The following is a 19,985-nucleotide window of genomic DNA, read 5'->3' on the forward strand; positions in this document are numbered from 1 at the left end:
ACGACTGACTCCCGGCCCACGACTGACCCCCGGCCCCACGACGGACCCCCGCCCTCGACTGACCGCTGTCCCCCTACTGAACGGAGCCCTCGCATGATCACTCACGACGACCACACCCTCCTCCGCCGGGCCATCGCGCTCGCGGCCAAGGCGAAGGACGGCGGCGACCCGCCCTTCGGCTCGCTGCTCGCGGCACCGGACGGGACGGTGCTGGCGGAGGAGTACAACACGACCCTCACCGACCACGACATCACCGCGCACCCGGAACTGAAGCTGGCGCGCTGGGCCGCGAGGGAGCTGGACGCGGCCACGGCGGCGCAGACCACGATGTACACCAGCTGCGAGCCCTGCGGGATGTGCGAGCCCGTCATCCGGCTGGCGGGGCTGCGGCGCGTGGTGTTCGCCCTCTCCGGCGAACAGCTCCTGGACATCAGGCCGGGCAGCGGCAAGCCGCCCGTACCGCAGGACGGCCCCGCGCTGCTCGACGAGGTACGGGCCGTCGTGGAGGGGTACTACCGCTGACCGCCCGGGCCGTCAGGCCTCCTGGCAGCCGGGGACGACACTCCATCTCCCAGGCTAGGTCCGGCCGAGTGGCCCCGCACGGCGACCCGGCAACCGTCTGTTAGGTTCCGTTGGTCCGTGAGTTCGCCCGGTCGAGGGGAAGAGTCGCACGATGGCCGTCATCCACCACACCACGATGCAGCCCACCAAGATGGAGCTGCTCGCCTCGTGGCTGCCCACCCGTGACTGGTACGCCGGTCGGGAGGGCGGGCCGAGCCCGGCCAGGGCCGGAGGGTTCCGGCTCGACGACCCGTCCGGCGAGGTGGGGATCGAGTTCATGGTGGTGACCGACGGGGCGGAGGAGGGGGCTGCCGCCTACCTGGTGCCCATGACCTACCGCGGGGCACCGCTGGAGGGCGCCGCCCACGCCCTCATCGGCACGTCCGAGCACGGTGTCCTGGGGACCCGCTGGATCTACGACGGAGCCCACGACCCCGTTCTCGTCGGGCAGTTGTACGCCCTGCTGCGGGGTCGCGCGGTGGCGCAGGACCAGTCCGTGAACGACACGCCCGACCTCACCGTCTCCGCCTCCTTCGCCGGGGGCGGCGCGGAGGGAACGGGCGGCGACGTGGAACTCGTACGGGTCACGGAAGGCGCCGACCACACCGAGGTGGTGGTACGGACGCCCGGCGACGAGACCGGCCGACTGGCCCTGCGTGTACGGCGCGTGCTGCGCTCGGACGGCTCGGGCGGCTCGGACGGTGTTTCCGGGCTCGGTGGCGTCACCGCCGAGTGGACTCGGCCGGACGGGACCGTCGCCAGGGGTGCGTTCGCCGTGATGGAGGGCGTGCTCTAACGGGTGTCTCGCCGATCACGCCACGCGCCCGGCCCGATCGACAAGGCACTCCCTAGACCCAGTTGACGTCCGCCCGGGCGAGCAGGGGGTCGTCGACCAGCTCCCACAGCGGGACCGCGAGGTTCCCGCTGCGGTAGCGGCCGCCGAAGTGCAGGCCGAGGACGCGGTGGTCGGTGAGGTCGAAGACCGGGGAGCCGCTGTTGCCGCCCAGCGTCGAGCAGTCGTGCTTCATCACCAGGCTGCCGGGGGTGAACTCGGTGGCCGCGCCCGGCTGGAGCCGTTTCACGTTGTACACGTCCATGAAGATCCGGCGCATCGACTCGGGCTCGTTGCGCCGGCCGTCCCAGGCCGGGTAGCCGACCACGTACACCGGGCGGCCCGGGACGCTCGCGGGGGCGTCCGCGGCGACCGCGAGCGGGGTCGGCAGCCCGTCGGAGGCCGCGGGCTCGATCCGCAGCAGGGCCATGTCGACGTCCGGGTGGACGCCGATGATCTCCGTGATCTCGTACGGGGCGGAGGACGCAGCCGCGGCAGGGTCACCGGCGCCGTCGACGGGAAGCTCCTCGGCCGGGTCCACCCGCGCCGACATGCCGAACGCGAAGGTCCAGCTGTCGCGGTCCGCTTCGAATCGGCTGAACTCCGCCGCGACATGACGATTCGTCATCACCGTGCGCGGGCCGACGAGAAAGGCCGTGCCGATCCAGTCCAGGCTGGGATGGCCGGTGACCTCGACCCGCCCGACCCGGGCCAAGGACTCCCTGATGGCGGCCCGTTGGCCGTCGAGGACCGCCCACTCGTCCCGCTGCGACGCGAAGTCCTGGCGCTGGACCAGGATCGCGGGTCGGCCCTGGAGGAGGACGATCGCCTCCACGCCGAAGGACTCGTCCTCGTCGATCTCGTCCTCGCGGTGCGCCGCCAGCTTCTCCAGCCCGCTGACCCCGGCTTCCAGGACCCGTGCCCGCTCCTCGCGGGCGAAGCGGGAGATCTCGACCGCGGGCGCCACGTCGGCGGGCAGTTCGAGCGACGACTCGGCGATCTCCGCCTCCAGATCCGCCCGGACCCGGGCGGCGACCTCCCGCAGGTCCCCGAAGACCTGCTCGACGCCGGTCGCGACGGGCGATCCGGTACCCGCTCCGCTGCGTGATCCGCTGCGTGATCCGTTCGGCATGGTCACTCACCTCGGCTACCCGTGCGTCCGTCCCCCAGGGGCGGGCCGGCCCGACTGGCCGGCCACGATCTCGTCGTACAACTCCGGCCGGGCCTCCCGAAGATGGGCCATGATGCTGCTCATCTGGGTGCCGACGTTCACGAACTTCGTCTTCCCGCCCTGGAATTCGACCTCGTCCACCTTCTGCGTGCCGCGGTGCAGGCCCACCACCGTCCAGTCGTCGAGGCACACGGGCGAGCCGGAGGAGCCGCCGCGCGTGTCGGTGAAGTACAGGATGTCCCGCTCGTCCGCCCGGTAGACCAGGTTGTTGCGCAGGGCGACCCGCTTCGGCAGACCACCCGGGTGCTGGATGATGTTGACCGGTACCCGCTGGCGCTCCCTGACGAGCAGCGGCCGGGTGGCGACCTTCAGCGTCGGCCGCGGCGCCTGCTCGGCGGTGAGCCGCACGATGGCGTAGTCCAGCGCCTCGTTCCAGGCGACGAGTTCGCCGGCGGTCACCTCGGGCGAGGCCGTCGCGTTCTCGACGAAGTCGAAGCGGGAGCGGGACATCAGCGCCTGGAGCCGCAGATCCTCGTCGCTCACGAAAGGCCGGACGCCCGACTCCCACGAACGCGCCATCACCACATGGTGGTTGGTGATCAGCAGCCCGGGCGCGACCATCCACCCCGTGCCGCCGTGCGGGTACGACGGGAGGAGCGGGGCCCCCGACTCGTACGGCGGGATCCTCAGCAGGGCGACGGAGGCGCCGGCCCGGATGCCGCCGTGGAGGAACTCGTACGGCACGGTGTCGTCCTGGAGGACGATCTCCTCCTTGAACTCCCCGGGCATCATGTCCGCCGGCAGGACCGCCTCGCCGGTGATCTCCCGGGCCACGGTGTCGAGCGCGCCCTGCAGGACGGCGCGCGGGCCCTGATCGTGGGTCTGCTCGATGGCGTTGTGCAGCCAGATCTCCAGGGGCACCAGGCCGTCGATGAGGCGCTCGACCTGGTTCATCGCGTTCAGGTCGGCGTGGACCTGTTGCAGGGGGCCGGTCAGCCGTTGGAGGGTGGCAGTGAAGTGCGCCGGGATGCCCTTGAGGAGGGCGGGGCGCAGTAGGTGGTCGGCGAGTCCTGCCTCCATGGCGGCGTTGCGGACCCGGACGAGTTCCTCCTGGGGCAGGAAGGGCTCCTTGCGGAGCGCGGCCCCGGCGGCGTCGGGCGGCGGCTGCGTCCACAGACCGACGCTCCCGCGCCGGGGGCGCGCGGCCATGTGGGGAGTCGCCCACGAGCCCGTCGCGGAGTCGGGGAGTGCGTGGCCGGGCGGGGCTGGGGGCGGGGGCAGGTGAGGGGACGGCGAGGGAGGGGAGTGCGGGCCGGGAGCCGTGGGGGCGTGCGGGGCAGGGTCGTACGCGCCGGGTTCGACCGGGAAGGGTTCGTACGCGCCGGGTCCGTACGGGACGGGTTCGTACGGGGTGGAGCCGTGCGCGGCCGGGCCCGCGTCCATGGCGGAGGCGACGCCGAGGAGCAGGTCCCCGCTGCCGTCGCGGAGCGTGAGCGCCTGGCGCGCGACGCTGTCCAGCGTGCCGCGCCGCCGTGCCTCGCGCAGCGCCCGCTCGATCCGCTCGCGGCCCATGCGGAGCGCGGCCGTCCCCCCGGTCCCCGGCTCCGCGCGCGGGGGCTCGCCCGCCGCCGTGTCCAGGATGCGGGCCAGCGGCTCGCGCAGCCGGGGCTCGTCGGTCATCGTCGTGTCGATCCAGTGGGCGAGCTCGTCCACGACCGCGTCCTCGTCCGCCGGGAGCCCCACGAGGCGCAGCGTGTGCTCCAGGAGCTGGGGGTCCGCCCGGCAGGCCGTGGCGGCCGCCGTACGGGCGAGGGACGGCTGCCGGGCCAGCTCCGCGTCGGGCATCCCGCGCAGGGTCCGGGCGAGCCGCGCCTCCGCCGGAGCGGCGTCGCCGTCCGCCAGCGCCGCGAGCCGGGACCGCGCGACGAGGACGCCCAGGGACTCGTACCGCAGGCCGAGACCGCCGGCGATCTCCTCGGCCTCCTGGAGGTCCCGGTCCGCGTCGGCGAAGTCGCCCGCGTCCTGCGCGAGCCGCGCGGACAGCTGGAGCAGTTCGAGCTGGGTCTCCGCGCAGCCCGCCTCCGCCGCCCCGCCCACGGCGCGCTCGGCGCCGTCGCGGGCCTCCGCGCTCCGCCCCGAGCGGGCGAGGGTCTCCGCGAGCAGCGCGTGGAGCCTGCTGCACGGTGTCCACGGCCGCCGCTCGGACAGCCGCTGTGCCGCGGCCTCCACGTAACCCTGGGTGAGCAGGTCCTCGACCTCGCGCGCGGCGATCCGCTCCCAGTCCTCCTGGTCGGCGCCGGTCATGATCTGGTCGGGGACGTGGCCGCCGATCAGGCCCAGGAGGAAGGCGGCCGACCGGTCCGGCATCTCGCGGTGGGTCGCGCCACCCAGGTACGTGGCGACGCCCGGCTCCCAACGTGCCTCCACCGTACGGGGGTTCTCGCCGAGCCGGAGTCGGTGGTAGATCTCCTCGGCGCGGTCCCGCGGCTCTTCGCGGGCCGCGTAGTACGCGACGGCGCTCCGGTCGACGGCCCGCATCAGATCGGTCCGCGCGCGGTCCGACAGGCGGAGCATGATGGCGCGCAGATCGGTCCGGTGTCTGATGGCCCCCGGGCCGGCCGACTCCATCAGGTCCACCCGGGAGGTGAGCAGCCCGTAGAGACGCCGGGCCTCCGCGGGGGTGTCGACCCGGAGCCCGGCCGGTCCGGCCAGGACGTGCCGTACGAGGTCGGGGGTGATGAAGCGGAGCGCGAGGCCGGCCTGGACCAGGGCCCGGACGTCGTCCTCCGCGATGTGCTTGAGGAGGCGGTCGTACAGCGTGCCCTGGATGAGCATCTGGTCGACCTGGCTGTCGAAGTAGCGCCGCCGGTACGGAAGTCCGCGCAGCAGCTCGCCGAGGGAGGCGGAGTCGGCGCCGAGGGCGACCGCCGTACGGGCGGCCAGCTTGAGGCTCAGCGGATGGCCGCCGATCCGGTCGACGAGCCTCTCGGCGACCGTCTCGTCGTCCACCCCGGACGACATCAGCAGGTCGACGGAGGCCTGCTGGTCCAGCTCGGTGAGCTCCATCGTCCGAGGGGTGAGGACGCGCGCCGGGTGGTCGACGGGCGCGCGTCCGGCGACGACGAAGCGCAGGCGCGAGTACGCGGCGCGCAGCGCCGTCCAGATCGCCCACATGCGGCTGATCACCGGCGAACCCCGGTACTGGGCCTCCTCGAAGGAGTCCATGACGATCAGGAGGGGCGGGGCCGAACCGCCCGCCGAGACCGAGCCGCCCGCCGAGACTGCACCGCCCGTCGGGACCGGACCCCCCGCCGGAGGCCGTACGGCCTCGGCGACCAGGGCCGCCATCCTGCGGGCGAGCTCCTGCTCGCGGGCGCTGGCCCGGGCGTGGAAGTCCGCCGAGTAGTCACGGCCGATCGTCGCCCGCGTGGTGGAGAGCTGGTAGAGCTCGTCGAGTTCGTTGCGTTCGCCGCGCTGTCCCGCCGCCGTCAGCTCGCACTCGTCCGCGAGGGCGTCGAAGGCGGCGCGGTGGCCCGGGTGCTGGATGCCCAGCTGGCGTGCCATCTCCGCGATCACGGTGGCGGGTTCGTGGATGGAGAGCGTCGGCCGCTCGAAGTCGAGGTAGGCGAAGGGGAATCGGGCGGGGGCGGCGGCCAGCGCGTCGACGAGGAACCGGGCGAGCAGCATGCTCTTGCCGATGCCGCCCACGCCGTGGATGAGGACGGGGGGCTCCGCCGGCTCCTCGGGGAGTGCGAGATAGGCGTGCAGGGAGTCGAGTTCGGCGGCGCGGCCGTGGAAGGTCCCCTGGAGGAGGCGGTGCATCGGCTGGAGCAGCCGCGCCTCCTCCAGCCGGTGCTGGACGTCGTCGACGGGAGGCAGTCCGGTGATGCCGGGGACGCGGCGGAGCCAGAGGACGGCTTGGAGGGTGTCGCAGAGCGCGTCGGCGTCCGCTCCGCCGGTGAGGCGGCCGATGCCGTCGACGGCGCCCGCGCCCGCGAGCAGGGCGAGGGCGGTGCGTTCGGGTCCGGGGCCCTCGGGGCGCAGGCCGATGTTCGTCAGCAGGGCGCGCAGCGCGGCGTCGGGTCCCGCGAGGCCCACGAGGGCCGTCTCGCGGATCTCGGGCATGAGCGTCCAGACCGGGGCACCGGGGGAGGGCAGGGCCGTGCAGTCGTCGACCAGCTCCAGGACCGCCCGGCCGGTGGACCGCTCCTCGCCGGGGAGCCGTAGCAGCGCCGGGTCGAACTCCTGGAGGAGGCAGGCCGCTTCGCGGTAGGTCTTGCGCAGGTCGGGCAGGGCGGGCGCGGGTGCCGCCAGGCTCGTGCGCAGGGCGTCGCGCAACAGGTGGCCGGCGTCCCCGGGTGCGGGAGGCAGCGGCGGGAACACCCGGTGGAGCCGTACGACGTCCTCCACGGCCGTGCACACCCGCCGCATGTAACTGTCCTCCGCCCCGGGGCGGTCGGCGGCGCACAGGACCTCGGATACGGCCGTCTCGGTGAGGTCGCGGACCACTTCCTCGGCCGGTTCGTGCGGGGTGTCCGGCAGCACGGTGACGAACTCGCCGAAGAACTCCCGGAAGAACGCGCGGAGATCGTCCTCGTCCAGCAGGCGAGTGGTGTCGCGACACTCGTTTTTTCGTATCTCGTAAGGGAGTTGACGCATCGTCGTCGAATAGCCGAGGAGGACGAGGCGGGGCGCGGTCTCCTGCCGTACCGGGGTGTGTTCGTAGACCGCCCGGGCGAGGACGCCGATGCAGTCCCACACGTCCGAGTTGGGGTCGAGCCGATCGCAGTCGTCGAGGACGATCCAGTAGCTCTCCTGGGCGGCGGTCGCCCGGCCGATGATCCGGTGCGCGGCGTCCTCGAAGGAGGGCAGTGGATCGTTCAACCGTGTCGGATTCAACGAGCCTTCGTGGGCGTCGGAGGCGGCGCCGACGCCGGGCCCCGCGACGAAGGCGGCGAGGCGCTCCATGAGCCGCGCCGCCGTCGACGTGCGGGACAGGGCGACCCGTACCGGCCGGAAGCCGCAGTGCTGTCCGAGGTGGCGGATGAGCTCGTACGTATAGGAGCGGCCGCTGTCCGGGGGGCCGTCGACGACCAGGACCGTCTGCTCCGGGTCCGCGAGGAAGCCCCGGAGCTTCTCGCGCAGCTCGGACCGGTCGAGGAACGCCACCGTGCCGCGCTTCAGGAGCTGGCTCCGGAACGGGTCCCGCGGCGAGCGGTCGAGCCGCTCGTCCTCCCGGAGCCGGGTGAGCAGGTTCCGGGCCTCCGCGCCCTGCTCGAAGGAGTGCGGATCGTCGATCGCGGCCAGTGCGTCGAGCCCGGCGAGGACCGCGAGCAGCCGGCGCTGGTGGGCGATGTCCTTGCGGGCGGCCCCGACCACGAGCAGGGCGTTCCGGTCGGGGTCCGGGGTGAGCGGCAGGTCCTGGACGAAATCGGCGGGCAGCCCCGCGCGCAGCATGCTCTCCCGTGGCTCTGGCGTGTCCAGGAGATGGGCCCGTACCCAACTGGCGACGAGCCCCCACTCCGTCTCGGTGAGCGGCATACCGCACCTGTCCGGCGAACTGGCTGGGTCCTTCTCATCGTTTCACCGGGCCGTACCCGTCGCAATCGCTGGTCCAAAGGGGGCGCTGGGGCGGCCCGGCGGCGCGAGGGGCCGGTGATCAGGAGTGCAGCACGATGTCCCCGTACGACTCGAGCCGCCGCCAGCGCTCCTCCGGCCCGCGCGCCGCCGGCAGGACGTCCACGTCCGGCAGCGGCCCGAACTCCAGCTCGGTGATCTCCGCGATGTCCGAGACCGGCACCTGGTACGTGCGGAACGGTCCGAGGGGCGGCGGCGCCCCCGCCGTCGCCCCCGCGAGCGCCCGCTCGGCGTCCCGGCTCATGTCGGGGCTCTGGTCGAGGACGTACGCGGCGGCGGCGAGCGCCCCGTCCTGGAGGAACGCGGCGACCTTCCAGAACCGCAGCGGCACCTGGATCCCCCGGTAGGGCGGGTCGGAGTCCTGGAGCACGGGACCGGTGAGGACGGTCAGCTTCCGGTCGAAGTCGGCGGCGTGGTCGAGGAGGTAGTTCTCCAGGCCCTGCCAGAGCTGCTTGCCCTGGTTGAAGACGTCGGCCTGCGGCGCGGCGTTGGTGAAGTGGAAGGTGTCGGTATTCGCCCGTGCCGCCACGGCCGGAGGCCCCCACACCGGGTCGAGGCGGCGCACCAGATGGCCCCGGTCGAGACTGTTGTTCCGGTAGACCGCGTCGCCGGCCTGCTGCTCCTCGGGCAGCCGGGGGTCGAACTCCCAGACGTCGTCCCGGGGTACGTCCTCCTGGAGCTCCCGCCCCTCGATGCACACGGCCGTCGAGGCGGCCAGCCGGCGGTCGGGCCGGAAGACGACCGTGAAGTGCGTGTACGGCAGGACCACCGTCTCGATCGTGTCGCGGACCGGGAACGGCAGCGGTACGACGGGTCCGAGGAAGGCCTCGTCGTAGCCGGCGCGGTCGGCGAGCGCGTCGCCGCGAGGGCCGGCTGCGGAGGGCGGGGGATCGGATGGGTTCATACGATGTAAGTACCGCGTGGAGAGGGTCGCGCTCGGCGCCGTACCGCAGGCCACTCGATCAGCCGCTTCCGGCAGCCGCCCTCGCATCCCCTCCCCTTCGTACGAGGAGGCACCCCATGGCCACCGGACTCTCCCTGCACGTCGGACTGAACGAGGTCGACCCCGCCCGTTACGAAGGCTGGGCGGGGACCCTGGTCGCCTGCGAGAACGACGCCCACGACATGGCCCGGATTGCCCGCACCGCGGGATTCGAGCCCACCGTCCTGCTCACCCCGGAGGGCACCGTCGCCAACATCACCTCCGTCCTCGGCGAGGCCGCCGCCCGGCTCGCCCCCGGCGACATCCTGCTCTTCACCTATTCGGGCCACGGCGGACAGGTCCCCGACGAGTCCGGCACGGACGACGAGCCGGACGCCCTCGACGAGACCCTCGTCCTCTACGACCGCCAGTTCCTCGACGACGAGGTGCAGCGGGCCTTCCGCGCCTTCGCCGACGACGTGCGGATCGTCGCCCTCTTCGACTGCTGCCACAGCGGCAGCAGCATCGAGCTCCCCGGCGGTACGGACGGCGACCGGGGCCGCTACCTGCCCGAACCGCAGCAGCGGCAGCTGTACGAACGCGACCGGAGCTTCCTGGACGAGCTGCGGCAGTCGCTCGCGGAGGAGGCGTCCGCCGACGGGGCGGACGCCGACGCCCTGCTCGTCTCGGCCTGCCAGGACAACCAGACCGCGGCCGACGGCGACGTCAACGGAGCCTTCACCGCGGCACTCCTCCAGGCGTGGGACGGGGGCGCCTTCCGGGGTGGGTACCGGGAATTCCACCGGGCGATCCAGCACAGACTGCCCCCGACCCAGAGCCCGAACCTCCATCTGACCGGCACGCCCGCCCGGGACTTCCTCGACCAGCGCCCCTTCACGGTCTGACCGTCACGGCCGTCACGTCACGGTCCGGGCACCACGTCCGTCACGTCACGGTCTGACCGTTACGGCCGTCACGTCGCGGTCTGAACCGTCACGGCCGTCCCGTCACGGTCCGGGCTTCACGGCCTCGGCTTCACGGTCTGAGGGCCGTCGCCAGCTGGGCGCGCGAGCGGACGTCGAGCTTCTGGTAGATGCGGGTCAGCCGCGCCTCGACCGTCTTCACGCTCAGGTACAGCTTCGCCGCCGCCTCCTGGTTGCTGGCCCCCTGGCCCACCAGCCGGGCGAGCCGCAGCTCCGCCTCCGTGAGCGCGGACAGCGCGGGCAGCGTCTCCTCGCCGCCCGAGCCGCCGCCGGAGCTCTCGCCCACCGCGCCCGCCGGGGTCTCGCCCGCCAGGGCCAGCCACGGCGCCGCTCCTGCCCGCTCGAACACCGAGGCGGCCTCGTGCAAGGCGCTCTGCGCCGCCGACCTGCGCCGCCTGCGGCGCTCCACCCGGGCCAGCGCGATCAGTGCCCGGCCCCGCTCCAGCGGCAGCCCGGCGCGACCGAAGCGCTCGGCCGTCCCCGTGAGCAGCTCGGCCGCCGCGTCCGTCCGCCCCTCCGCCGCGAGACACAGCGCGTGCACCCGGTCGCAGCCGAGGAGGACGGGGGCGCGGCCGAGCCGCTCCGCCACCGGCCGTACCTCCGCGAGGAGCGCGAGGGCCTCGTCACCGGCGTCGTTGGCGAGCAGGGCCTCGGCCAGCTCCTCGTGCCAGCGCAGCATCGACGGATCCACGGTCGACTGGGCCCGTTCGTCGGCCTGGACGCGCCGCAGCGTCTCCAGGGCGGCGGCCACGTCACCGTTGACCAGCTGGACGCGGCCGAGCGCGTACCGGCTGCGGGAGAGGAAGACCCGGTCACCCTCCTCCTCCGAGGCCTGGACACTGCGGCGGGCGTAGCTCGCGGCCCGCGCGAAGCTGCCGCCCGCGGTCTCCGCGAGCGCCAGCGCGTACCAGGCGGGACCGGGGGAGAGGCCCGCCTCCAGGGTGAGGGCGAGCGACTGCCCGGCGTGGGCGATGGCCGCCGCGCACGGACCGATCCGGGACTCGATCTCGGCGAGGGTGCTGAGGAGTTCGATGGCGTCCTCCACCGAGCCGCGTCGCTGCACCAGCGGGAGGAGGGCGCCCAGTTCGTCACGGGCGTCCGCCAGCCGACCGTCGAAGAGAGCGTGACGAATGGTCAGGATCTGTGCCGCGTTACGGATTCCGAGCGGACGCTCGGCGAGCTCCAGGGCACGGGCCTGGGCGAGCACCGCCTCCGCGTCCGGTGAACCGAGAGCCCGCTCCATCCGCGCCTGCACGGTCAGCGCCTGCGCCGCCGTGCGCGGATCGCCCGTCGAGGCGGCCAGGGCGGCAGATTCGGCGGCGGCGGTCCGTGAGCGCTGCGGATCGCCGTCCGCGAGCACGTACTTGACGGCGAGCCGGAGCATGACGGCGGCCCGCAGCGCCGTGTCCCCCTCCGAGTCCTCCATGGCGTGCACGTACATCTCGTCGAGTCCGGTCAGTCCCTGGCCGGCCGTGTCGAGCACGGCGAGGCGGGCCCTGACCCGGTCGGCCGGCGCCGCGTCCCGGGCGAGGAGGTCGGTGGCGGCCCGGATCGCGAGGTCGGCGCGGGCCGCTCGCGCGGCCTCCTCGGCGGCGTCGACGAGCCGCGCGATCCGCCGCGTGCCGTCCCGGCCCGGCGTCGACTCGGCAGCGAGCAGCGCCAGTTCGGCGGCGAGCGCGCTGTTCCCGCGCCCCCGGGCCAGATCGGCGGCGGCGGCGACCTCGGCGGCGAGCTCCTCGTCGGGTCCTTCGGTCGCGAGCGCCCGGTGGCGTACCGCCTCCACCGGGTCGTCGACGACCTCGGCGAGGGCCGCGTGCCCGGCGCTCCGCTCCGCCCAGCAGGCGTCGTGCACCAGGGTCGAGGGCAGCAGCCCGGCGGTGAACGTCACCGAGCCGTCCTCGGCGAGCGACACCAGATCGGCCCGCTCCGCGGCCGCCAGGTCCGCCTCCGCGGTGGGCCGCCCGGCCCGGCGCACCAGGGTCGCCGAGGGGCGCAGCGCCAGCGCCGCGAGCAGCAGCGTCTCGCGTACGGGGAGGGGCGCGGCACCCAGGAGCTGGCGGGCCAGGTCGCGGGCGCGCCCGGAGAGCGTCAGCGCCTCCGCGTGGTGGACCGGGGTGCGGGCGTCGGCGAGCGAACGGCCGACGGCGAGCGCGAGCCGCGGATTGCCGCCGCTGGCCCGGTGGATGCGGCCGGCCATCCGGGAGGGCAGACGGTGGTGGATGAGGAGTTCGGCGATCTCGTCGGCGTGCAGCGGGGGGACCAGGAGGACGTCCGCCTCCGACGGCACCCAGAGGTGCGTGGCGTGCGGGTCCTCGGGGCGGAAGGCCGCCCGATGGCTCTCGCCGTACGGTTCGTGGGCCTCGCCGTACGGTTCCGGTGTCTCGATGGCGACCACCCGCAGCGCGGGCGGCGCCAGATGGAGCGCGAAGCGCAGCAGGTCCGCGCTGTCCGCGTCGATGTGCTGCACGCCGTCGACGACGAGCAGGACGGGGCCGCGGCAGGCGAGGGCGCGCAGGATCCGGGCGATGCCGAGGCGCAGGGCGATCGGATCCCAGCCGCCCGCGTCGATCGGGGCCTCGCGGCAGAGCATGGCGACGGCGGTGCGCTGGGGGCCGGGCAGTTCGTCGAAGACCCCGGAGGCGAGCACGCCGGGCGCGAACTGTCCGGCGGGCCCGAACCGCCCGGCGGGCGACGGCCCTGCGGGAATCGAGGGTCCCGCGGGGGACGAAGGGCCTGCGGGGGACGAAGGCCCTGCGGGATTCGGGGCCCCTGCGGGGGACGGTCGCCGTGTGGGGGACGCGGGTCCGGGGATGGAGGCGAGTCCGGTGGTGGGCGTGGCTCCGGCTGTGGGCGCGGCTCCGGCGGTGGGCGCGGTTCCGGCGGTGGATGACGGCTGGGCGTGGGGCGCCGACCGGGCGGTGGATGACGGCCAGGCGGGGTGCGGGTCCGCGGCGGACGGGGCGGGTACGGGTGTGCCGAGGCCCGGCCAGTTCACCGTCGCCGCCACGGAGGCGACGAGCGCGGCCGCCGCGGCGCCGGGTATCTCGCGGTCGGACGGCAGGGTGGCGAGCCACAGGACGGTCTCGCCGCGCGCCTCGGCGCGGGCGGCCTCGGCGAGCGCGAGCTCGGTCTTGCCGACGCCGGCGGGGCCGGTGAGCAGCGCGCGGCCCCGCGCGTGCAGGACGCGCTCCAGTCGGGCGAGGAGTTCCTCCCGGCCGACGGGTGCCGGCGGTCCGCCCGGGCCGGCGGGGCGCAGGGGGCGGTGCGGTGCTGTCGTCACTGTCCACCACCTCCGGCGCTCGGGCCCTGGCCCATGAGCCCCGTGGGCAGAGAATACGGAGCCCACACGTGGAGTCCAGGCCCCTTGTCCGGCATACGGACGGGACGTCCCCGGCAGGTTCCGTCCCGGCGCGCCAGAACGCGCCCGTGGTATAGACCACGAGCGCGTCGCTGACCAGCAATGATGCTGATGTGGGGGGTGGTTCAGAAGGGATTCAGCGGTGGATCAGAAGGTGAGGTTCCACGAGTCGATGTAGCCGGTGTCACCCGAGGCCACATCGCGGACCTGGAGCTTCCAGGTGCCGTTCGCGACCTCGCTCGACGCGTCGACCGTGTACGTCGCGAGGACGTTGTCGGCGCTGTCCGAGGAGGAGGACGCCTTCAGGTTGCGCACGGTGCCGTCGGGGGCGACCAGGTCGATGGCCAGGTCCCCGCGCCAGGTGTGCTTGATGTCCACGCCGACCTTGAGGGCGGCGGGGGCGTTGCCGGTGCGGCCGGTGACGGCGATCGAGGACGACACGGTGGCGTTGTCGGAGATCGTCACGTTCGTCGCGTTGGTGAAGACGGTGCCGGTCGGCGGAGTGGTGGTGCCGGTGACGGCGTCCACGGTCTTCGCGGAGTCGGCGATGCCGGTGCCGCAGCCGCCGGTGCAGGTGCCGGGCAGCGGGCGGGCGTTGGTCTTGATCGCGGACTCGATCTCGGCCGGGGTGAGGGTGCTCTTGGCCGACTTGAGCAGAGCGGCGAGGCCGGCGATGTGCGGCGCGGCCATCGAGGTGCCCTGGTAGGGCTTGTAGTTCTCGGCCGACTGGGTCGTCGTGCCCGAGTTCAGCGTGGAGTAGATGCCGTTCTCGGGGGTCGTGACGGTGCCGGGCGTGTCGGTGGAGCGGCGGGTCTCGCCACCGGGCGCGGCCACGTCGACGATCGTGCCGAAGTTGGAGTAGTACGACCGGTTGCCCTCGCGGCTGGTCGACGCCACGTTGATGACGTTGGCGCAGTTCGCGGGAGTGAAGCCGGAGGCGTTGGCGTTGCTGTTGCCCGCGGCGACGACGACGGTCGTACCGCGCGAGACGGCGCCGTTGATGGCGGTCTGGTAGACGCTCGGGCAGGAGGCGCTGGCGCCGCCCAGGCTGAGGTTGATGACCTTCGCCGGGTTCGCGTTGGCCGGGACGCCCGGCACGCTGCCGCCGGACGCCCAGGTGATGGCGTCGGCGATGTCGGAGGACGAGCCGCCGCACTTGCCGAGCACCCGCACGGGCTGGATCTTCGCGTTGTACGCGATGCCCGCGATGCCCTTGGTGTTGTTCGTGACGGCGCCGATGGTGCCGGCCACGTGGGTGCCGTGCCAGGAGGAGTTGGAGGCTCGGGAGCCGGTGCCGCACTCGCCGTCGGTGGCGTTCCAGTCGCCCTCGTCCTTCGGGTCCGCGTCACGGCCGTTGCCGTCGCGGGCGTCGGCGGACGCGGAGATGAAGTCGTAACCGGAGACGACGTTGGTCGCCAGGTCCGAGTGGGCGGCCTGGCCGGTGTCGATGACGGCGACGGTGACGCCGGAGCCGGTCGTCTTGTCCCAGGCCGCAGGAACGTTCATGCCGCCGGTGGGCTCGAAGAGGTCCCACTGCTTGGCGTAGTCGGTGTCGTTGGGCGCGGCCGCCATCGCGTAGGCGCGGATGTCGGGCTCGACCGAGGCGACGGAGGGGTCGGCGCGGAACGCGTCCATGACCTCCGTGAGGTCCTGCTTGGTGGCGCTGTCGCCCAGGTCGACCAGGGCGCCACCGCCGGCGAGGCGGCGCTCGAAGGAGAGCTTCTCGCCCGTCTTCGCGGCCTTCTCGGCCGTGTCGCTCTTCGCGGCGGTGTTGGAACCGGCCTCGGCGGCCTGGTTCTTGTAGGTGACGATGACCTTCTCGACCGGGGCGCTCGGCAGCGCCCGCATCGTCTGCGAAGCCGGAGCCGGCTTCGGGGTGGCAGCGCCCGGGGCGGCGGCGAACGCCCCGGTGGTGGCAGCGGCGCCGAGGATCGCGGCGCTCGCGACCACGGATATGACTCTCCGCCTGGAACCGTTCAAGGTGTGGCCCTTTCGAGTACGACGTAACTGCGGAGCAGTGGCGGCGGCGCGGGACTCACGGGGCGAAGTGGGGTCGCTGTCCGTCGGTCCCTGGGCTTGGGGAGCCCGTGCGCCGCCACCGGCGCGACGGCCCGGGTCAAGGCCGTCCCCGGCGGACAGCACCCTCCGCATGCACCTGTCAGGTACAGCTCGGGGGATGATATCTGCCGGTGCGGAGGACAGTAGGGAACGGGGGAGTGAACCCGATACGGGGAAAACCCTTGTCACCCCTCACCGGGCGGCGGGGGTCCGGGGGAGGGGTGGGGGAAATCAGCGGGGAATCGGCGGGCGATCATCCGGGGATCTGCGGGGGATCAGCGGGGGATCTGCCGGGCAGGGCGCGCGGCGGGGCGACGTTTCGGCTGGTGGGGGGTGGTACGGAGGCGTGTGGCGCGCGGCGCGAATCCGGGGGCCGTCAGCCGAGTTCGAGCGTCGTGACGCCGAAGACCCGCTCCCGCGCCACCGGCCGGACCGGACCCGTGTACATCCGGGCCGTCTCGAACGTCGGCTCAAGACCCCGCTCCAGCGCCAGACGTGCCGCCGCCGGGTTCGCCTCGGGCATGTCGACGGCGATCCGCGCCGCGCCGAAGTCCCGCGCCTCGGCGGCGAGCGCGTCGAGCAGGGCCGCCGCGTCCGCCGAGGTGTCGGCGAACAGTGGTCCGACGCGTGCCTCGTCCCGTGCGGGGCGGACGACCCCGTACCCGGCCGGCCGGCCGTCGACGATCCGGACCAGCACGCGATGGCCTGGCGTGGTGAGCCAGCCGGCGAGGAAACGCGGCCGGTCGGCATGGTGACAGGCGCTGTCGTACGCGGCGATGGCGGCCGGGTCGAGCAGCTCGCCCGGCACCACTCCGGCCACGGGACGGTCGGGCGCCGGGACCTCGCCGACGAAGCGCGCCGTGCGGTACGCCGTGGTGAAGCCGGAGCGCCGGTAGTTGTCCTGCTGGGCCGGGACGCCGTCGAGCCCGACGGACCGGTCACCGGCGTGGGCGAGCGCGGCCCGCCAGGTGGCCAGGCCGTGGCCGAGCCCCCGGAGTCCGGGGCGCACGAGGTAGAAGCCGAGGAAGGCGTACGCGTCGCTGTAGTTGACCACCGAGATGGCGGATACCGGCTCCCCGTCGACGCGGCCGAGGAAGAAGCCGCCCGGATCCTGCGCGAAGAAGGCGGGGACGTCGGAGCGCCCGGGATTCCACCCCTCCTCGGCGGCCCAGGAACACACGAGCGCCCAGTCCTCGGGCGTGGCGGGGGCGACGGACAGCGAACCGGAGGAGGCGGGGGCCATGGGGTTCCTTCAACAGCCGGAGCCGGGCGGGACCGTCGGGGGACGGGGTCGGGCATCGGAGGACGGGGCGGAGCGCGCCGAGCATAGTGCCGCCGTACGGCCCCTCCGGCACACGCCGATCGATTCCGGCCGCGCGTGCCTGCGGGGCTCGGTGGTGGAGGCCGCGCCGGGGTGAGGGCCCTCCCGGGTTCGGCGACCGGCGAAGGCCGACCCCACCGGTCTGGGCGCCCCCGGCGCCGGCCGCCGGGCCGGGTGCCCGGGCGCCGGCCGCCGGTTCGGATACCCCGGGCGCCGGCCGCCGGTTCGGATACCCCGGCGCCGACCACCGGGCCGGGTGCCTCCGGCGCCGACCACCGGGCCGGGTGCCTCGCCCCCGACCACCGGACCCGCAGCGATGCTCGGAACGGCGCGGAAGCCGCACACGGGCCCCGCACACGGCCCCGGCCCCGCCGCCGAGCACCGGACCCGCAGCGATGACCGGAACGGCGCGGAAGCCACACACGGCCCCGGCCCCGAGCCCCGAGCCCGGGCCACTCCGGCTCCGGCTCCCGCCCGGCCCCGCCGCCGACCATCGGACCCGCAGCGATGCTCGGAACGGTGCGGAAGCCGCACACGGCCCCGGCCCCGGCTCCGGCTCCGGTCCTGGCCCGCTGCCGACCACCGGACCCGCAGCGATGCTCGGAACGGTGCGGAAGCCGCACACGGCCCCGGCCCCGAGCCCCGAGCCCTGGCCCGGGCTCCGCCTGCGGGCCCCTCCGGCTCCGGCTCCCGCCCGGGCTCCGGCTTCGGCCCCCGGTCATGTCCCTGGCCCCTGTCCCTGGTCCCGGGCTCCGGTCCCGTCCCTGGTCCCGGTCTCCGGGCTCCGTCCCCGGCCCCTGGCTCCGGCCCCCGGCCCGAACCCCGCCCTTGGCCCTGCCCCTTGGCCCCGGGCTCCGGCTCCGGGCCCCTTCGGCTCCGGTCCCGGGCTCTGGGCTCCGGCTACGGGCCCCCCGGCCCAGGCCAAAGGCCCCGGGCCCCTGACCCCTGGCCCCGGGTTTCGGCTCCGGCTCCGGGCCCCTCCGGCTCCGGTCTCGGGCCCCCGGCCCAGGCCAAAGGCCCCGGCCCCTGGCCCCTGGCCCCCCGGCCCCGGGCTCCGGCTCCGGGCCTTGGCCTCAGGTTCCGGCCCTGGCTCCAGGTCCCGGTCCCGTCCCCAGCTCCCGGCCCCAGTCCCAGTCCCGGTCCCGGCCCTGGGACCGACGCGATTTCGCCCCCCCCGTACCGACCGCCCGCGGCCCACCCGTCAACCCACCAGTCGGAGGCGGGTTTCCGCGGTGGTGAGGCGGATCGTCTGGCCGCATGTCAGGTGCAGCGCGTCCGACTCGACGCCGTCGCCGAAGGCCACCAGGCGGTCCGATTCGACGGTGAGGCGCAGGGCTTGGCCCGTGTCGAGGAGGCCCTCGACGCGGCTGGTGCCGGTCGTCGGCGACGGCCAGGCCTCGCGGACGAACCAGGCGAGCCGGGCGTCCGCCGGCGCGGGCAGGGCGAGCGCGCTGGAGCGCTGCTCCCACAGGGAGCGGAGCCAGCCCGTGGCCCCGGTGCCGGTGCCGACGAGGACGCCCGACGAGGCCTGCGCCTCGGGCTCCGGTGGGACGCGCGGACCGTCGAGCCCCAGCGTGTAGCGCGCGGTCTGGTGGCCGGGCGGGCCGACGTAGATCTCGTTCAGCGCGAGGAGCCGCTGCGCGTCGTCGGTGACCGCCTCCACCATCGTCAGCTCGTCGACCGTCGCCCCGTCCCCCGCCGCGTACGGGAGCAGCCGCCGCGCGTGCGCCGCGCGGTGCCGGACCAGGACGCCCGCGTTGCGGCCGGGGTCGGCGTCGATCCCGACGACCGGCTGCCCGGTCAGGTACTTCGCCGCGTTGGCGACCAGACCGTCCTGGCCGACCACGACGACGACGTCCTCGGGGCCGAAGAGGAACCGGTCCAGGTCGGCGCGTTCCACCCGGGTCTGCCGCCACGACAGCGGGACCGCGCCCGCCACTTCGGCGAGCGCCCGGTGGGCGCGTTCGTGCCGTTCCCGTACGGCCTCGACCGAGCGGCCGCGCGCGGAGAGGAAGAACGCCGCCTGGCCGTGCGTACCGTGCCGGGCGAGCAGTTCCTCGTACTCCGTGGTCCGGTGCACGAGGACCGCGCGCGGCGCGAGGCTCACGACCGGGCCCCGCCCTCGCCGCCGCCCAGCTTCGCGAGGAGTCCGGTCAGCACGTCGGGGGAGAGCGTGAGGTGCTCGATGCGGGGCAGGTTCTCCGCGGCCCGGTGCACCGCCAGGGCGTGCAGCGTCGCCGGCTCCGCCTCCGCGTGCGCCCGCAGCCAGGCGGACTGCGCGCCCGCCCGCGCCTCGCCGACCAGGCGCGCCGCCTCGGCCTCGGCCCGGGCGAGCCGGACCTTCCGTACGGCCTCGGCCTCGGCCCGTACCGCGTCGGCGGCCGCGCTCTCCTCGGCCTCGCGGCGCGCGTTGGTGCCGCGCTGCTCGACGAGCCGCTCCTCCTGGCGGGCCAGCTCGATCTTGCTGGCGAGTTCGTTCTCGGCGATGGTGCGCTCGCGCTCGACGGCCACGGCCCGGCGCTCGTACGTGGCGCGGTCAGCCTCCTGCTGGATCTGCTCACGGGCGGGGGTGCGCAGGGCGCGCTCGACCTCCGGTTCGGGCCGGATCGCGACCACGCGCACCGCGACCAGTTCGATGCCCGTGTCCGGCAGGCGCGGTTCGTCCGCGAGGCCCGTCGCGATCCGGTCGCGCACGGCCGCCACTCCGTCGACGAGAGCCGCCGCGAGTGTGGTGCGGGCGAGGACGTCGAGGGCGTGCTGTTGGGCGGTCTCGGTGAGGAGGGTCGCGATCTGCTCCAGCGGCGTACCGCGCCAGGCGCCGGTGTCGGGGTCGATCGAGAAGTCGAGGCGGGTGGCCGCCGCGCCCGGGTCGCCGATCCGGTACGTGACGGTGGACTGCACGCTCACGTCCTGGAAGTCGGCCGTGCGGGCGTGGAAGGCCATCGCCAGCTCCCGGTCGTTCACGGGCACTTCGGAGAGCGCGGCGGTGCGCGGCCGGAACCAGAAGCTCAGCCCTTCGCCGTCGTGGACGAGCTGTCCGCGGCGCTGGTGGCGGATGTGGGCGGTGGGCGCGGAGCGCAGATGGCGCCAGCCGGACCGCCGGGTGATGTCAGCCATGGAAACCCCCTTGTCGTCATGTTGA

11 protein-coding genes are annotated in these 19,985 nt (G+C 74.5%); 3 read left to right on the forward strand and 8 right to left on the reverse strand.

Features of this window, described 5'->3' with window-relative positions:
• The first annotated feature begins 93 nt into the window (after positions 1–93).
• Together ACFWWU_RS19955 and ACFWWU_RS19960 are read left to right on the forward strand one after the other, a co-directional pair.
• The gene (locus ACFWWU_RS19955; protein ID WP_384147056.1) at positions 94–522 is read left to right on the forward strand and encodes a nucleoside deaminase; all 429 of its coding nucleotides are present in this window, start codon (positions 94–96) and stop codon (positions 520–522) included.
• 151 nt (positions 523–673) lie between these two features.
• A complete protein-coding gene (locus ACFWWU_RS19960) occupies positions 674–1,357 on the forward strand; it encodes a 1,4-alpha-glucan branching protein (protein WP_384147058.1) in 684 nt (227 codons plus the stop codon).
• Between the two features lie 52 nt (positions 1,358–1,409).
• Here the strand turns inward: ACFWWU_RS19960 and ACFWWU_RS19965 are convergent, their stop codons facing one another.
• From ACFWWU_RS19965 to ACFWWU_RS19975, 3 genes are all read right to left on the reverse strand, one after another.
• Positions 1,410–2,525 carry a trypsin-like serine peptidase gene (locus ACFWWU_RS19965; RefSeq protein ID WP_384147060.1) on the reverse strand — a complete coding sequence of 372 codons (1,116 nt, stop codon included), beginning with the start codon at positions 2,523–2,525 and terminating at the stop codon, positions 1,410–1,412.
• A gap of 15 nt (positions 2,526–2,540) precedes the next feature.
• Positions 2,541–8,105: a trypsin-like peptidase domain-containing protein gene (locus ACFWWU_RS19970; protein ID WP_384147062.1), complete on the reverse strand. Its 5,565-nt coding sequence runs from the start codon at positions 8,103–8,105 to the stop codon at positions 2,541–2,543.
• A gap of 118 nt (positions 8,106–8,223) precedes the next feature.
• Positions 8,224–9,105 carry a DNA/RNA non-specific endonuclease gene (locus ACFWWU_RS19975; RefSeq protein WP_384147064.1) on the reverse strand — a complete coding sequence of 294 codons (882 nt, stop codon included), beginning with the start codon at positions 9,103–9,105 and terminating at the stop codon, positions 8,224–8,226.
• Between the two features lie 116 nt (positions 9,106–9,221).
• Between ACFWWU_RS19975 and ACFWWU_RS19980 the strand changes: the two genes are divergently transcribed.
• A complete protein-coding gene (locus tag ACFWWU_RS19980) occupies positions 9,222–10,028 on the forward strand; it encodes a caspase domain-containing protein (protein WP_384147066.1) in 807 nt (268 codons plus the stop codon).
• Between the two features lie 130 nt (positions 10,029–10,158).
• On the opposite strand, the gene ACFWWU_RS19985 is transcribed toward ACFWWU_RS19980, so the two are convergent.
• The 5 genes from ACFWWU_RS19985 to ACFWWU_RS20005 form a co-directional block, all read right to left on the reverse strand.
• Positions 10,159–13,386: an AAA family ATPase gene (locus ACFWWU_RS19985; RefSeq protein WP_384147068.1), complete on the reverse strand. Its 3,228-nt coding sequence runs from the start codon at positions 13,384–13,386 to the stop codon at positions 10,159–10,161.
• 225 nt (positions 13,387–13,611) lie between these two features.
• Positions 13,612–15,312, reverse strand: a complete 1,701-nt coding sequence (locus ACFWWU_RS19990; protein ID WP_384147244.1) for a S8 family serine peptidase — start codon at positions 15,310–15,312, stop codon at positions 13,612–13,614.
• 586 nt (positions 15,313–15,898) lie between these two features.
• The gene (locus ACFWWU_RS19995; RefSeq protein WP_384147070.1) at positions 15,899–16,765 is read right to left on the reverse strand and encodes a GNAT family N-acetyltransferase; all 867 of its coding nucleotides are present in this window, start codon (positions 16,763–16,765) and stop codon (positions 15,899–15,901) included.
• A 1,279-nt stretch (positions 16,766–18,044) separates the two neighbouring features.
• On the reverse strand, positions 18,045–18,950 hold the full coding sequence (locus tag ACFWWU_RS20000; RefSeq protein ID WP_384147072.1) for a hypothetical protein: 906 nt from the start codon (positions 18,948–18,950) through the stop codon (positions 18,045–18,047).
• The gene (locus ACFWWU_RS20005) at positions 18,947–19,960 is read right to left on the reverse strand and encodes an SPFH domain-containing protein (RefSeq protein ID WP_384147074.1); all 1,014 of its coding nucleotides are present in this window, start codon (positions 19,958–19,960) and stop codon (positions 18,947–18,949) included. Before ACFWWU_RS20005 ends, ACFWWU_RS20000 begins: the two co-directional genes overlap by 4 nt.
• Between the last annotated feature and the right edge of the window lie 25 nt (positions 19,961–19,985).

This window comes from Streptomyces sp. NPDC058650 (genome assembly GCF_042717315.1).
Classification (GTDB): domain Bacteria; phylum Actinomycetota; class Actinomycetes; order Streptomycetales; family Streptomycetaceae; genus Streptomyces.

Coding starts and splice junctions, on each gene's coding strand:
- ACFWWU_RS19965 (WP_384147060.1), bottom strand. CDS start 2,525: ATGCCGAACGGATCACGCAGCGGATCACGCAGCGGAGCGGGTACCGGA.
- ACFWWU_RS19995 (WP_384147070.1), bottom strand. CDS start 16,765: ATGGCCCCCGCCTCCTCCGGTTCGCTGTCCGTCGCCCCCGCCACGCCC.
- ACFWWU_RS19975 (WP_384147064.1), bottom strand. CDS start 9,105: ATGAACCCATCCGATCCCCCGCCCTCCGCAGCCGGCCCTCGCGGCGAC.
- ACFWWU_RS19990 (WP_384147244.1), bottom strand. CDS start 15,312: ATGCGGGCGCTGCCGAGCGCCCCGGTCGAGAAGGTCATCGTCACCTAC.
- ACFWWU_RS19960 (WP_384147058.1), top strand. CDS start 674: ATGGCCGTCATCCACCACACCACGATGCAGCCCACCAAGATGGAGCTG.
- ACFWWU_RS19980 (WP_384147066.1), top strand. CDS start 9,222: ATGGCCACCGGACTCTCCCTGCACGTCGGACTGAACGAGGTCGACCCC.
- ACFWWU_RS19955 (WP_384147056.1), top strand. CDS start 94: ATGATCACTCACGACGACCACACCCTCCTCCGCCGGGCCATCGCGCTC.
- ACFWWU_RS19970 (WP_384147062.1), bottom strand. CDS start 8,105: ATGCCGCTCACCGAGACGGAGTGGGGGCTCGTCGCCAGTTGGGTACGG.
- ACFWWU_RS20005 (WP_384147074.1), bottom strand. CDS start 19,960: ATGGCTGACATCACCCGGCGGTCCGGCTGGCGCCATCTGCGCTCCGCG.